Here is a 14,650-nt window from a genome sequence, read left to right as displayed (position 1 = left end):
CTGCTTTCCCGTGCTCTCCCAACCTATGCCCAATCAGACCATCAAGACCCCCTGCGTCGGCCTCTGCTCCACTGTTTACGGTGATTTGGTGTGCCGTGGCTGCAAGCGTTTCCACCATGAAGTGATCAACTGGAATGGTTACAACGAGGAGGAAAAGCGCGCGGTGTGGCTGCGTCTTGAGCTATTGCTGTCCCAGGTGATGGCCAGCAAGCTTGAAGTTTTCGATCCCCAGCGCCTGCGTCTGCAGCTGGAGCAGCGCAAGATCCGCTTTGTGCCGCATCAGTCGGAATATTGCTGGGCGTATCAGTTGATCGCCCGGGGGGCGCGGGTCATCAACAACCTGGAAGCCTACGGGATGGTGCTGATGCCGGAGTTTCGCGACTGGAACCTGCCGGAACTGCGGGATGCCATTGATCGGGAATTCTTTTTGCTCTCCGAGGCGCATTACCAGCGCTACATTGCCCCCGGTTTTCTCAGGGATGCCTTCGGCGGCTAAACCTTTAACCTGTGGCGAGGGAGCTTGCTCCCGGTCGACTGCGCAGCAGTCGCAAATCGGCCAACGAATGTTGTCTGGAACACCGCGCCGGCCGATTTGGGGTCGCTTCGCAACCCAACGGGAGCAAGCTCCCTCGCCACAAAAGTCTTAATGCTGAGTCACGATCTCCTCCAGATGATCCATGATCGTATCCGGCTTCAGCACCAGCACATCGCTCTCCACCGCATCGAGCACCACTTCCGCCGTATTGCCGATCAACGCCCCTGACAAACCGGACCGCGCCACGGTACCGATTACCGTCACCGCCGCTTGCAGTTTGTGGACCATGAATGGAATCAACACATCCGCCGGGCCTTCCTCGATATGCAGGTGCTCGTCATCAATGTCGAACTCGGCCTGAAACGATTTGCACTGTTCGCGATAGCGCGCCTCGATGGTTTCGCTGAGCTGTAACGTCGGGTCGGCCGCCGACAGCATCGGCGATGGATGGGCGCTGACCACGTGCAAATGGGCCTTGGCCAGGCTGGCGATGTCGTAACCGTGATCGACGATACAAGCGTGCAAGGTGCGGTGTTCGGCATCGGTATTACCGACATCGATTGCCGCCAGAATGACCCCGCCAGTCCAGGGTTTCGAGGTTTTGACCAGCAGCACCGGCGTCGGGCAGTAACGCAGCAGTTTCCAGTCCGCCGGGGTCAGCAGGGCTTTTTTCAGCGGACTGTCGGGGTAATGCTGTTTGATCACCAGCCCGCAACCTTCAGCCTGCTGCACATCGACAATGGTTTCGTGCAGGCTTTCGTTCCATGCCTGCTCGGTGGTGACGCTGTAGCCGTCCTCGATCAGCGCGGCCTTGAGCACGCCCAACATGCCGCTGTGGTCATGCTTGCGGTCGCAGACCAGCAGATGCAGATGAGCCTGGGTCACGCCGGCAATCAGCTTGGCCCGTTTGAGCGCCAGGCTTTCCGAGTGTTCAGGTTCGAGGACCACCAGAATGCTGCGAATGGCTTGCATGATCGGGATCTCCATGAAGTAAAAAATACTGCGTTGGACAACTATAGTTGCTGGCTGGCCATTCGGGACTTGATGTATATCAACGGTCGCGACTGGTGGTCTGCTGGCAGGCCGGTATAATCGGCGCCCTTCGATTTTGAACCTCTTGTCCGTGAGCCCCATGATCCTTCCCGAAATTCACGAGTTCCTCGGCTGCCGCACCCCCGATGGCTGGGTTCAGGCCGCGCTGGCTGATCAGGAAACCCTGCTGATCGATCACAAAAACTGTGAATTCAAGGCCGCCAGTACTGCGTTGAGCCTGATCGCCAAGTATCACTCCCACGTCGATCTGATCAACCTGATGTCGCGACTGGCCCGGGAAGAGCTGGTTCACCATGAACAGGTCATGCGCCTGATGAAAAAGCGCAAGATCGAGCTGCGTCAGCTGTCCGCCGGGCGCTACGCTTCGGGCCTGCGCAAAGTGGTGCGCAGCCACGAGCCGGTCAAACTGGTGGACACCCTGGTGGTCGGCGCCTTTATCGAAGCCCGTAGCTGCGAGCGTTTTGAAGCGCTGGTGCCGCATCTGGACGAAGAGCTGGGCAAGTTCTATTTCGGCCTGCTCAAAAGCGAGGCCCGGCATTTCCAGGGTTACCTGAAACTGGCCTACCAGTACGGTGACGCCAAGGACATCGCCCAGGTGATCGACAGGGTTCGCACCGCCGAGCAAGAGCTGATCGAGTCGCCGGACGTGGAGTTTCGTTTCCACAGCGGTGTGCCAGCGGCCGCCTGACGCTTCGACGGTAAATGTAAAAAACTCTTAAAAGTATGAAACATCTCCGAAAATCGGCCCCCGAGGCCGGTTTTTGCTGCCTGCGATAACCGTCCGGTCACCGATTGGCGCCATAATGCCGGCCACTTCTCACAAGGGTTGGCAGACGGTCGTTATGGATAGCCTGGGTTTTGGCAAAGTACTGCTGGTGGAAGACGACGAGAAGCTCGCCGGGCTGATCGCGCATTTCCTGTCGCAACATGGTTTTGAAGTCCGGCAGGTGCACCGCGGCGACCTCGCATTGGCCGCGTTCCTCGAATTCAAACCGAAAGTCGTCGTGCTCGACCTGATGCTGCCGGGCCAGAGCGGCCTGCACGTGTGCCGCGAGATCCGTAGCGTGTCCGACACGCCGATCGTCATTCTTACCGCCAAGGAAGACGACCTCGATCACATCCTCGGGCTGGAGTCCGGTGCCGATGACTACGTGATCAAACCGATCAAGCCGCCGGTCCTGCTGGCCCGGTTACGCGCCTTGCAACGCCGCCAGATGCCGGACAGCGGCGTGTGCAGCGCTCTGGAGTTCGGCCATCTGAGCATCGACCGCAGCTGCCGGGTAGTGCGGCTGGCGGGAGAGGGCATCGAACTCACCACCATGGAATTCGAACTGCTGTGGTTGCTGGCCAGCTCTGCCGGAAAAATCCTGTCCCGTGACGATATTCTCAACCGCATGCGCGGCATCGCTTTCGACGGCCTGAACCGCAGCGTTGACGTCTACATCAGCAAACTACGGGGCAAGCTCAAGGACAACCCTCGAGAGCCGCTGTGTATCAAGACCGTATGGGGCAAGGGTTATCTGTTCAATCCGTTTGCGTGGGAGCGGTAAATGCTGCGGTTATTTTTGGGGCTGTTTCTGGTGATGACGGTTGGCCTGGTCCTGGGGCTGCAAACGGTCGATCGCGCGTTCAATGCGCTTCTCGACGGTCAGATGCAGAACTACAACCGCGAGGCGGTGCGGGGCCAGGCCTGGTCGCTGGCCGAGCAGTTGCGCGGCCTGGACGGGGCGGCCCGGGAGCGACAACTGGACGCGGTGCGCCCCTACTACGGCTTGGGCCTGACCCTGGTCGAGACCGACCAATTGTCCCTGAGCGATCAGGAGAAAGCCGAGTTGGCCCAGGGCCTGCTGGTGATTCGTGAAAAGTACACGCAATTCATCTCGCGCATTGACGACGGTTCGCAACTGCTCAGCATCATGCTGCCGGCTGAGCCGAGTCTGATGTCGTTCTACATTGCCGCGGCCTATCTGATGATCGCGGTGATGATCGGGTTCGTGTTGTTATTCTGGGTGCGCCCGCACCGGCGCGATCTGGAAAAGCTGCGTCTGGCGGCTGAGCGTTTTGGCGATAACGACCTGTCATCGCGGATCCAGCTGTCCAAGCGCTCGAACATCCGCGACCTGTCCGAACATTTCAACCTGATGGCGGCGCGCATCGAAAGCCTGATTGCCAATCAGCGCGAGCTGACCAACGCGGTGTCCCATGAATTGCGCACGCCGATTGCCCGATTGTCTTTCGAACTCGACCAGCTCAAGCAACAACCCGATCCGACCCAGAACCGTGAGCTGATCGCCGACATGTACGCCGACCTCGGCGAGCTCGAAGAGATGGTGTCCGAACTGCTCACCTATGCCAGCCTCGAGCGCGGCGCCACGGTGATCACTCGGGAAAACATTCAGGCCAGCAGTTGGCTCGACAGTGTGCTCGGCAGCGTCGCGCTGGAAGCTGAAGCCGCTGGTGTGCAATTGCTGATTGTCGAGTGCCAGGTCGATGAGGTCCGCATCGAGCCGCGTTTTATGGCCCGGGCGGTGATCAACCTGCTGCGCAATGCCATTCGTTATGCCGATGAGCGGGTGGAGGTGTCATTGGTGCGCACCGGTGATCACTACGAAGTGCGGGTCAACGACGACGGGCCGGGCGTGCCGACGGACGGGCGGGAGAAAATCTTCGAACCGTTCTCGCGCCTGGACGCCAGCCGCGACCGCCGCACCGGTGGCTTCGGCCTGGGCCTGGCGCTCGTGCGGCGGGTGTCGCAATCCCATGGCGGGCAAGTGGAAGTGGCGGACTCGCCGTGGGGCGGGGCGTCGTTTCGCATGACCTGGGCGCACCAGGATTAGTTGTTGATCGTTCCCACGCTCTGCGTGGGAATGCATCCCGGGACGCTCCGCGTCCCATCCAAAGCCGAACGCGGAGCGTCCGTTGCTGCATTCCCACGCGGAGCGTGGGAACGATCTTTAACATGGGAGCACCCGAGGGAGTTTGGATGCGCCCATGCTAGGCGGCTGCCGGGCGGCAATCTTTGACAGCTTTGTCGGGAAACTGTCAAAGACTGTGAACGGGCTTAGCGGCTCAAACCCAGACGCTCATGCCATTCGGCGATGGATTCTTCGGGAAAAATATCGAACTGTTTGTCGCCAGGCTGCACCTGTGCCTCGACCCAAGGCGCCTTTGACCCGAGCATCAAGTGCGTGCGCTCCGGTGGCACCGGCAGCGGGGTGTCGATGGCAGAGGCAAACGGGTGAATCAGCTCTGGCCATTCGGGGCTGAATATCCACAAGCCCGAGCCGCAGGTCGTGCAGAAATGTCGCTCCAGGCTGCTGCGGTGGGCACGCTTCTGGCCTTCATCCTTGAGCCGCGCACGGTAAATCGCAACGTGTTTGCGCCCTCGCACTTTCAGGCTATTGGCATCACCGGCAATATTGATCGCGTAGCCGCCACCGCCCTGAGTCTTGCGACAGATCGAGCAATAGCAACGCTGATACGGGTAGGGATGGGCGCTGGTCAAACTGAACGACACCGCGCCGCAATGGCAGGAACCTTCGAGCTGCATGGGAACCTCCGTCAAATCTGCAACGTTCCCAAGACAGCCTAGACTCTCAGCGCCCCTCGACCGGTACGAGAATCGCGTCGCCGGTCGCCACCAGTTTCAGCTGATCGCCGGTTTGCGCGAACAACTCGGCGCGGGCGAACACTTGTTTCTTGCCGGCCTTTACCACCCGCCCCTGAGCGATGAACACTTCGCCGATGGCGGGAGCCAAGCAGTTCACTGAGAAGTGTGAAGCCAGCACATTGCCGGCGACCGTTCCGGCTGCGAATCCGCAGGCGGTGTCGAGCAGCGCGCCGATCAGTCCGGCGTGCAGGAAGCCTGCGTACTGCGCCATATCGCTCTCGCGAAAAGCCATCGTGAGCTCGGCTTCGCCGCTCTCGGCGCGAGTGACTTCGAAACCGGCCCAGCGATTGAAGGCTGAGGTTGAGTTGATCTGTTTGAGTGCGTTGAGCATGGCGAATCCCTCCGGTTGAGGGATCAACATGCGCCGGGTTTGAGGAGAAGTCATGGCGGATAAGGGAGGGTGATGGGTAGTTGGATTTGTGGTGAATGGTCCGGCCTCTTCGCGAGCAAGCCCGCTCCCACATTGAAATGCATTCCCCTTGTGGGAGCGGGCTTGCTCGCGAAGAACGATAACGCGGTCTACTTGCCGGTCATCCGCCACAAATACCAGGAAGCCACCGTCCGATAAGGGCTCCACGCCAACCCGATCTCAATCATCTGCTTGCGCGTCGGCTGCACCTCCAGCCCCTTGAGCCGGCGATATCCCTCACGCACGCCAAAGTCATCGGCGGGCAAAATATCCGGCCGCTCCAGGCTGTAGATCAGCAACATCTCAACCGTCCAGCGCCCAACCCCGCGCAAGGTAATTAATCGCTCGATCAGCGCTTCATCCGCCATCGCCATTGCCTCAGCGTAATCCGGCACCACACCGTCCAGCGCCGCTTGGGCAATGCCCTGAATGGTTGCGATCTTGCTGGCGGAAAAGCCGCAACTGCGCAGTTGATTGAACCCGGTCGCGACAATCTGCTCAGGCCTCGGGAACGCGCCCGTCCCAAACAACGCGATCAACCGACCGACAATCGCATCACCGGCCTTGGCGTGCAGTTGCTGATAGGCAATCGCCCGCACCAGTGACTCATAAGGATCGCGTGCCGCATGGGGTTGATGCAGGCAAGGGCCGATGGCGGCGATGTGGCGGCGCCAGTCCTCATCGATGGACGATAGAAACTCGGTGGCGGGCAGGTAGGCGTCGGGCATGGGTCAGGCTTTCCCGGAGGACGCCAGCAGGGCATTCACTTCGCCATAGGTGAAGGCCTTCAGCTCACGGCTGTCGAGTGTCCCCGTTTCCAGAAAGCTCTTGGCCAGTGCACTCATGGCGCCATACAGAAACTCGGCGATGCGTGACCCCGCGCTCAAACGGCGTACGCCGAGGGCCTTCAGTTCTTCAGGCGAAGGCAAGCCGGGGAGCCCGAGCACGTTCAACGGCAACCGAGTGCCCTGGCACAGCGCGGCGATTTCGTACTCGGCCGTGACGCCAGCCGCGAACAAACCATCGGCCCCGGCCGCCTGATACAACGCGGCGCGCTTGAGCGTCTCGGCCACGCGATCTTCGGCGGGCACCAGGCTCTTGAGGTACACATCGGTTCGGGCGTTGATGAACAGCTTCACGTTATGGCGCTTAGCAACCTGCCGAGCGATTTCGATTTTGCGTACCAACAGTTCGGGCGGGGAAGCGCCGTCCTCGATATTGATCCCGACCGCCCCGGCGGCAATTACCGCCTCAATGACTTCGGCCACCCGCGTCAGGTCATCGGAATAACCGGCCTCGATGTCCACGGTCAACGGCACCGAGATCACCCGGGCGATGGACTCGACTGTCGATACCAGACGATCGAGGGGCAGGGCGTTACCGTCCGGATAACCGTGGGCCCAGGCGACTGCCGCGCTGCTGGTGGCGACGGCTTTACAACCCAGTTGCTCCACGATGTGCGCCCCGGCGGCATCGGCAACATTGGTGAGGATCAGCAAGCCGTCGTGGTGCAGTTGGTGAAATAGCGTGTCCATCAATGTCCTTCCTTATGACTTTTTGAGAAACCCGGAAAGTAATCAGAATGCGAGTTGTTGCGTGATCTGCACCGCTGCTTTTTCCAGCCTGAGCAGGAACGCCTTACGCGGTTGTCCTCCACCATAGCCGGTCAGCGAGCCGTCAGCGCCGATCACCCGGTGACAGGGCACAACAATCGAGAGACGGTTATGCCCGTTGGCCAGGCCCACGGCGCGACTGGCGCCGGGCTTGCCCAATAACGCCGCAATGGCGCCGTAGGTGCTGGTCTGGCCGTACGGGATCTTCGCCAGTTCGGCCCAGACCTGTCGGGCGAAATCGCTGCCAGGCAAGTGTAGTGGAACGTTGAAGTCAGTGAGTTTTCCGGCGAAATACTCGGTCAGTTCGGCTTCAATCTGCTGCAAATGCGCGTTATGTCCTGGCGCAACCGCGTAGCCGTATCGATTCTGCAGTTCTTCGACTTCCTTGGTCAGCGCTGGTCGATCAAGAAACTCCAGCAGCACCAGCCCGCGGCGCTCGGCCATGGCGATCATCGGCCCCAGCGGTGTGGTCAGGCGCGTGAACAGCAGTGGTTCGCTGTTGCCGGCGCGGCCGGGCGTGATGTTGAAGGACTTTTGAAACGCATCGCGAAACCCGCTCAGAGACTCGTAGCCCGAATCGAACGCGGCGTTGTCGATGGATTCGCCCTGTTTGATCCCGCCTAACGCCATACCGAGGCGTCGGGTGCGCAGCCAGGCGTGAAAGGTCATGCCGAAATGCTGCTTGAACCAGCGGCGCAGTTTCAGTGGTTCGATGCCTTCGGCCAGCAACTGGGCATCGGTCCAGCGCTGCTCGGGGTCGGCATCCACCGATTTGAGCAGCTGCTGTACCCAGTCCGGTGCAAAGGCCGCCGCGTCCAGTGGTTTGCAACGCAGACAGGCGCGGTAGCCGGCCGACATGCATTCATCGGCATGGGCGAAGAACTCGACGTTCTCCGGTTTCGGCTTGCGCGCCGTGCAACTGGGGCGACAGAAGATGCCGGTGGTTTTGACCGCGGTAAAGAACACCCCCTCATAGGCGGTGTCTCGTTCGAGCATGGCGCGAACCATCTCGGCGTGGGGCGGAAGCAAAGTGTTTTGTAGGTTCATGGGCTGAGCATAAGCTGCGTCGCCCAGCGCCTCCACCGGAAAATCGACAGAGAATTCCAGCCGTCGTTTCGCACCGGCTGAACAGTCCAGGTGCGGTGTGTTTTCCGAGTCCCGTAAAGAACCAATTCAAGCTATAGCAACTTCTCCAGGCCGATCATGCTGGTGAACCATGAGTTGAAGTGTCGCCACCAACTCCCCGGTTCCTTGGTCAATGTGTGCTGTTTGCCGTCATCTTCGGTGACCCAGACGATCTGACCCTTTTCCAGCCGGACCTGATAGCTGAGCGCTGGCGCCATACCCTCCAGCGCCAGTGCGCGAACCCGTCTGGCCAGTTCCGGGTTGTCCACCAACACCCCGACTTCGGTGTTCCACAGTAACGAGCGCGAGTCGAAATTGAACGAGCCGATAAAGGCTTTCTGCTGGTCGAAAATCATTGTCTTGCTGTGCAGGCTGGAGTCGGAGCTATTGGATGAAGACCCCTTGTTGAACGGGCGCGGCCCACTGCCACCGTTGCCATTGTCGTCGGGCTGACGGCGTAATTCGAACAGCTGCACGCCATGCTCCAGCAAGGTTTTGCGATAAGGCGCGTAACCACCGTGGGTCGCCGGTACATCCGTGGCTTCCAGTGAGTTGGTCAGCAAGCTGATCGACACGCCGGCATCGGCGCGATCCGTCAGGTACACCAGCCCCGGTTGGCCGGGCACGATGTAGGCCGAGACCATGATCAGTTCCTTGCTGACGCCATTCAGCTCGGGCGCCAACTGGGTGGCCAGCAACAGGTGCGGGTCTGGCTCGCCCTTGGACAGCACCTTGCTCGGTGCGTCCCACAGCGCCTGGTTCCATGCCCAGACCAGCTCCCGGCGCCAGACGTCCAGACGCGGGTGAGTGGTGTAGGTCTTCAACTGCTGATACAGCGCGTGATTCTCTTTGCGCGTTTCCTCCAGGGACTCATTCAGCCGGGTCCGGGTGTTTTCCAGGTCTCGGGCTGTCGGTTTACTCGAGATGAATTGATCGATCGGCTTGCTCAGGGCGCTGTTCCAGTACTGGTCGAAGCTATGCCCCAACTGTTCGGCGACCGGGCCGATGCCGAGCAAATCGATGTCGGTGAAATTGCGGTTAGGCTCGGCATCGAAATACTCGTCCCCCAGGTTGCGCCCGCCAACAATGGCCGCGCTGTTGTCGGCTACCCACAGTTTGTTGTGCATGCGCCGGTGTTGCTGCGACAGGTTGAGCAACCGGCCCATCGTCCGTGTCACGACGGTGCTGCGGCCCAGGTGCAGCGGATTGAACACGCGGATTTGAATCTTCGGATGGACGGCGAGGGTCGCGATGATCCAGTCCAGATCATCGCTGGTGGTGTCGTCGAGCAGGATCCGCACCCGTACTCCGCGGTCGGCGGCGTCGAGCAGTTCGCTCACCAGTACCCGCGTGCTGATGCCGTCGTGGACGATGTAATACTGCAAATCCAGGCTGCTTTGGGCATTGCGAATCAGTTCGGCGCGGGCAGTGAAAGCCTCGGCGCTGTCGGAGAGCAAGCGAAAGCCCGATCGGCCCTGATGGGGGACTGCCTGCGCCTGAATCGAACGGCCGAATGCCGAATGGGTTGCCGGCAGGGCCTGACTGGGTTCTCGAGGGACATTGAGGGTCGTACAGCCACCCAACAGCGAGGCGAGTAACAGAAGAGCAAGCAGGGGCTGTCTGATTCTCACGGAGCGTATTCCGGGTGGTAGCGGTTAGCATATGGACGCCGGACGCCGAAGAAAGGTCAGTCGGTATGCGCCAGTGGTTTGATCGCTGCCGCACTGGCTTTGCGCACCGCTTCTTCAATCTGCGGGGTTGTTTTGGCAGCGTAGTTCATCCGCAGGCAATTGCAGCACAGGGCCAACTGGAGGGGCGTTTTGTTCAATACAGCCCTCAGGTGGCTCTTTACCTTGAGGCCTTGTTCAACTGAATTGAAGAAGGTCTGTGATGAGTCTGATTATCTCGATGGCGGCATTTGCCCTGGTGGCCTCGATAACGCCAGGGCCGGTGAACATCGTGGCATTGAGTTGCGGCGCGCAGTTTGGTTTTCGCGCCAGTCAACGGCATGTCGCCGGGGCGACGCTGGGTTTCGTCGTGTTGTTGGTGTTGATGGGATTAGGGCTGCACGAAGTGTTGCAGCGCTGGCCAGCGCTGACGCAGGGGGTGCAATGGGCGGGCGTGGCGTTCCTGTTGTACATGGCCTTCAAGTTGGCTGCCGACAAGGGAGATCTGGATGCGAAGGAATCGGGCCGGACACCCTCGATGCTGTATGGCGCCGTCATGCAATGGCTCAATCCGAAAGCCTGGCTGGCCTGTGTGGCCGGCATGGGCGCTTTTGTGGCAGATGGCGAGGCGCGACTGGTCTGGCAGTTTGCGGCGGTGTATCTGGTGATTTGCTACCTGTCGGTCGGCTGTTGGGTCTACGCCGGGACGTTTTTGCGCGGGTATTTGAGCAACGCCAAAGGCATGCGGTTGTTTAACCGAAGCATGGCGTTGCTCTTGGTGGTATGCGCGGGATATTTGATCCGGGCTTAAGCGTTGCCCATCAACCCAGACCGCTCAGCGCATTTTCTACCGGTAGCGGCAGGGCGTTGAACCGATTGGCTCGCAGTTCCGTGATGGCATAGATGGCGCGCGCCGTACGGCCATTTCCGTCGACAAAGCTGTGGTAGCCCAGGAATGCCCCCAGCATTTGTTTGCCGAAATGCTCATGAGCCGAATCCAGGGCTGCCAAGTGTTGTTCCAGCATCGCTGCGCCCGAAACGTTGGACGGGTAACGCGCTTGAGCCGTAGGGCTGCGCAAGGCATCTGTCGCTTGGGGCACCAGACGCCGATGCAGTTCTTTGTAAACGGCGGGGTCGGTCAGGGACTTGCCATTACCGCTGAACTCGCGAAGCAAGGTCCTGATGTTATCGACTTCGTTTCGAGAGCTCGACGCTTTGAGAATCCAGGCGGCGGCTCGATCAGCGTTGTCGGTCAAGCGGTCCGGGTTAAAGGACACATCGTCGAGAAAGCCGCTGTAAGGTGCATTGCCAAGGTCTGACGCGAGCAATGTTTTTTGATGTTGATTCATCGCCGTCAGGTTTTTGTACTCCACCTCCAGAAGGTCGTTGAACAGCTCCGGCAGCGTCGTGTGATCCTTGAACTGTCGCAGGTTATCCAGGGAAAACTTTTGCGCTTGCTGGCGTATCAACGAATCGACAACGTCCGAACCCAGGACATTTTTCAGCGATTGAGCGGGGGCAGACTGGCGTGCGAGGCCGGTCAACGAACCTTCAAATAAATGCTGGAGCTCCGTTTGGGAAACGTTGCTGGGCAACTTTGCATCATTGGCTTGCAGGTGCTTGAGCACATGTTCAGCGGTTTCGAGCCCATCGCTTCTGAACAGTGCCCGCGCATGCGCTACGGTGTCGAGGCTCATGCGGATCCGCGCGGCCCCATCGGTGTGGTCGATGGCGCGCAGCAGGTTGTAGGAGTGGGCGCCTGTCAGGCGATGCAGCTGCGTCCTGACGATATGCGCCGCATCGGCAGTATGGCCGGCGAGTTTTATTGCGCCTCGGCCAATCAGTTTTACACCGCCCTTGAGCAGGGTCGGCACTCCGTCCAGCGGGTTCAACAGGGACACGACAGTGCGGGCGCCAATTCTGGATGCGGATAACAACTTTGTGGCCAGGGATGCGCTCTTTCCAATGGCCCTGCCTACCTGTGCGGGCACGCTGGCAAAGACGAAGGCAATAGCGGCTGCGTCCATCACGCAACTGGCGATCGCGTCGCGTTGCCTGGCCGGAACATTCGAGGACAGGCTTTCGATGCATTCTTTGAACGGAATGATCAGATTGAGCAGTGTGTTAAAGATTGCCTCGAACTTTTCTGCCGCCAGTTCTTGTTCCGTGCTGTCACGGCCCATGTCCGCCAGTTCATTTTCGGTCAGGAAGGGATGCTCTTGAGCAATCAGGTCGCTGATGGCTTTTATGCGCTCGGCGTTGAAGTAAGCCATCGGTTCATTGGAGTGGGTCGGGTGCGATGCACTGTCGAACTCACCTATCTTGCGCACGAATACCTTAGACACTGCATCATTGCGCGGCACAGCATTGTTGAAGTACGCATCCAGATCCAGTGGCGCATCCAGAAGGCCGTTGTCTTCGACGAAGCGGCTCCGTGTGCCATCTTGTTCATAGGCAAACAGGTATTTACCAACTTCCTCCCTGAGTTCCGGCGTGCTCCGGCATTCAGAGCGCAACGGGAACAGCTCGAAGCAGCGAACCAGCGTGCCTTGATATTCCGCACAAATAATCACGCCGTAACGGCCCGTTCGCTCCCGTGTCGCCTCGGGTATTGGTCCTGTGCCTAGACGCTGTTTGTAGGCTTCCAGGCGGTAGATAGCCAATCGCCCATGTTCGATAAATCTTTTGTCGGATTTCTCCATCTGTGAAAACACATAGCGAATCGTGGTCGACAGGCCGGCGATCAGATTGTTGTAGTGATTGTGCACGGCTGTTTCATATAGCTCGGCAACCGGGTACAGAGTCTTGAGCCGGGGAAATTCCTCATAAATGCCGCGACCCCTAAGACGGTCCCAGTCTTGCGTGTGAAGTTGGTCGCTCATGTACAAGTCCAATATCGACACTTTGCGTCCGCCACCGCCTCGGGAGCCCCGGTGTTTGACCAGTTGTTCATGAGGGTCGCAGGCCGGTACGTACGCTTTCAGCTCTTTCAATGCCAGGGCTTTGCGCCGGGGGATTGGTTTGTTGATCGCGTTAAGCGCGGTAGACAGTGTCTCGACATGCTCGTTATAGGCCTTGATACCTTTATTGATCGTTTCAAGATCCAGGTTGCCGTCCGCGTCGCGTTGGACCAGCCCATTCATCAATGCCCACGTAACGACCGGGTCAATCCCCGCCATAGCGTGCAAATCGTTGAGTTGTGGAGTGAGCCCCGAGATCGGGCTAAAGCCCAGCAAGTGTTCGTACGTCATGCGGTGGGAGCAACCGGGAACAATGCTTTCGGCCAGGCCCACGGCTTGGCAGAGGATGACCCAGCCCGGGGTTCCGACCTTCAACGACGCAGGGAGTTCGCGCACCAGATACTCAGGTGCCATACCCGCCAACGCCAGCTCGGCTACCAGCGGGGCGATGAGTTCATTGAGCTTGAAGCGCTGAATCAGATGCGCTTCCAGGTCGTTGCGGACATCGCTAGGCCGGCGCTGAACCTGAGCTGAGGAGTAAAGGTTGAACCCTGCAAACGTCGTGTTGGCCGTGTCTACCTCGGGATCCAGGTCCAGCAGCATGGCGGCGATCAGCAACTGATCGACAAATTGTTTCGACGCCTTGGGTCCTGACTCGTCGGTGAACCAGCCCAGCGCATCAATGTAGTTTTGCCCGGTTTCATCCAGCAGGCTCGCGTCGCTGATCAGCCGTTGCAAGCGGTACTCGAGGCTCTGCGGCTGTTTGTCCGATCCTGCGTTTTCCAACACCAGCGCTGCGCCAAAGTATTCGGCCAAGGGCAATTCGTCGTCGGTCAATTGCGCGGTGATGTCACGAATGATCGCGCGTTTGCTCTGGGTTAACTCGAAGGGCGAACCCTCTGGAGCGTCCAGCAGCTCCCAGTAGTTACCCGTGTCCGGCAGGTCCGGCATAACGGCGAAGTTGAGCAGGTCAATCAGCGCTTTGGTGCTTTCTTCATCGGTGGGCAGTGGCAAGTTGTGAAAACGCAGCCATTGGCCAACGGCAATTCGATCATTGGAAGATATGAAGCCGCCCGTGAGCCCGGCCATCTTTGCCAGTAACGCCAGATTCTGTTTGAACTCGGCAACGTCGGAAATATAAGAGGTGATATCGACGCGCGCGAAGAAGTGGTTGGTGGCCTGTTCTACTAGTTCGCCAGGGCGGCTGATAGCGCTGATGTTCTCCAGGACATAATAGAGACGGCCTTCCTGGTCAACATGGAAACTGGCGTGTTCGGGGATAAATTGTTCGGCGCGGATGTTGATGAAGTCGGGCTGTCGAACCATTCGAGACAAAAGAATGGCGCTGGTGTGATGAACTTCGTGGAAAGCGGAGTTGGGCACGCAGGTAACGGCCAGTCGATCCCATGGCCAGGCTAAAGTCTGGTGGATGTGCTCATCCCCCATGGCATTGGTGAGCGCTTCGGTAATCGCCGTTCGTTGACGTTCATCAGCGGAATTCAGGTTGGCTTGTTCTCGCAATTGCATGATTGAAGTTCCATCTTCGAGTAAGTGGGTAAGTTCCGTGGCTGGTGGGAACTAATCCATTACGCTAATTGAACTGCTATGCGTTGTCGTA

14 protein-coding genes are annotated in these 14,650 nt (G+C 59.2%); 6 read left to right on the top strand and 8 right to left on the bottom strand.

All coding sequences use genetic code 11. The features are described 5' to 3' along the window. The first annotated feature begins 25 nt into the window (after positions 1–25). The gene (locus PFAS1_RS27260; protein ID WP_033054572.1) at positions 26–496 is read left to right on the top strand and encodes a DUF1289 domain-containing protein; all 471 of its coding nucleotides are present in this window, start codon (positions 26–28) and stop codon (positions 494–496) included. A 147-nt stretch (positions 497–643) separates the two neighbouring features. Here PFAS1_RS27260 and PFAS1_RS27255 read toward each other — a convergent pair whose 3' ends face one another. Next, positions 644–1,507, bottom strand: coding sequence for a universal stress protein (locus tag PFAS1_RS27255; protein WP_074876238.1), 864 nt, complete (start codon positions 1,505–1,507; stop codon positions 644–646). 160 nt (positions 1,508–1,667) lie between these two features. Between PFAS1_RS27255 and PFAS1_RS27250 the strand changes: the two genes are divergently transcribed. The 3 genes from PFAS1_RS27250 to PFAS1_RS27240 all read left to right on the top strand — a co-directional run bounded on the left by PFAS1_RS27250 (position 1,668) and on the right by PFAS1_RS27240 (position 4,425). Then, positions 1,668–2,276, top strand: coding sequence for a MiaE family protein (locus PFAS1_RS27250; protein ID WP_076031271.1), 609 nt, complete (start codon positions 1,668–1,670; stop codon positions 2,274–2,276). Positions 2,277–2,430: 154 nt separating this feature from the next. Then, entirely contained in the window at positions 2,431–3,138 is a 708-nt protein-coding gene (locus PFAS1_RS27245; protein WP_076031612.1) for a winged helix-turn-helix domain-containing protein, read from the top strand. Continuing rightward, positions 3,139–4,425, top strand: a complete 1,287-nt coding sequence (locus PFAS1_RS27240; RefSeq protein WP_076031270.1) for an ATP-binding protein — start codon at positions 3,139–3,141, stop codon at positions 4,423–4,425. 224 nt (positions 4,426–4,649) lie between these two features. On the opposite strand, the gene PFAS1_RS27235 is transcribed toward PFAS1_RS27240, so the two are convergent. The 6 genes from PFAS1_RS27235 to PFAS1_RS27210 all read right to left on the bottom strand — a co-directional run bounded on the left by PFAS1_RS27235 (position 4,650) and on the right by PFAS1_RS27210 (position 10,036). Then, positions 4,650–5,138, bottom strand: a complete 489-nt coding sequence (locus tag PFAS1_RS27235) for a GFA family protein (protein ID WP_076031269.1) — start codon at positions 5,136–5,138, stop codon at positions 4,650–4,652. Positions 5,139–5,184: 46 nt separating this feature from the next. Next, positions 5,185–5,589: a PaaI family thioesterase gene (locus PFAS1_RS27230; RefSeq protein ID WP_074876250.1), complete on the bottom strand. Its 405-nt coding sequence runs from the start codon at positions 5,587–5,589 to the stop codon at positions 5,185–5,187. Positions 5,590–5,777: 188 nt separating this feature from the next. After that, positions 5,778–6,395 (bottom strand): DNA-3-methyladenine glycosylase family protein, encoded by a 618-nt coding sequence (locus PFAS1_RS27225; RefSeq protein ID WP_076031268.1) that lies wholly within the window; start codon positions 6,393–6,395, stop codon positions 5,778–5,780. Between the two features lie 3 nt (positions 6,396–6,398). Next, positions 6,399–7,202: an isocitrate lyase/PEP mutase family protein gene (locus PFAS1_RS27220; RefSeq protein WP_076031267.1), complete on the bottom strand. Its 804-nt coding sequence runs from the start codon at positions 7,200–7,202 to the stop codon at positions 6,399–6,401. A 42-nt stretch (positions 7,203–7,244) separates the two neighbouring features. Then, positions 7,245–8,327 (bottom strand): bifunctional transcriptional activator/DNA repair enzyme AdaA, encoded by a 1,083-nt coding sequence (locus PFAS1_RS27215; RefSeq protein WP_076031266.1) that lies wholly within the window; start codon positions 8,325–8,327, stop codon positions 7,245–7,247. A gap of 131 nt (positions 8,328–8,458) precedes the next feature. Beyond that, complete coding sequence (locus tag PFAS1_RS27210) at positions 8,459–10,036, bottom strand: phospholipase D family protein (RefSeq protein ID WP_076031265.1); 1,578 nt, start codon at positions 10,034–10,036, stop codon at positions 8,459–8,461. 65 nt (positions 10,037–10,101) lie between these two features. Between PFAS1_RS27210 and PFAS1_RS29810 the strand changes: the two genes are divergently transcribed. Together PFAS1_RS29810 and PFAS1_RS27205 are read left to right on the top strand one after the other, a co-directional pair. After that, positions 10,102–10,278, top strand: coding sequence for a hypothetical protein (locus tag PFAS1_RS29810; protein ID WP_198044991.1), 177 nt, complete (start codon positions 10,102–10,104; stop codon positions 10,276–10,278). Positions 10,279–10,295: 17 nt separating this feature from the next. Continuing rightward, a complete protein-coding gene (locus PFAS1_RS27205; protein ID WP_076031264.1) occupies positions 10,296–10,883 on the top strand; it encodes a LysE family translocator in 588 nt (195 codons plus the stop codon). A gap of 10 nt (positions 10,884–10,893) precedes the next feature. Here PFAS1_RS27205 and PFAS1_RS27200 read toward each other — a convergent pair whose 3' ends face one another. Further along, positions 10,894–14,559, bottom strand: coding sequence for a hypothetical protein (locus tag PFAS1_RS27200; RefSeq protein WP_076031263.1), 3,666 nt, complete (start codon positions 14,557–14,559; stop codon positions 10,894–10,896). Between the last annotated feature and the right edge of the window lie 91 nt (positions 14,560–14,650).

It is taken from the genome of Pseudomonas frederiksbergensis, from assembly GCF_001952935.1.
GTDB lineage: Bacteria > Pseudomonadota > Gammaproteobacteria > Pseudomonadales > Pseudomonadaceae > Aquipseudomonas > Aquipseudomonas frederiksbergensis.
This window is presented reverse-complemented; position numbering and strand designations above follow the sequence as displayed.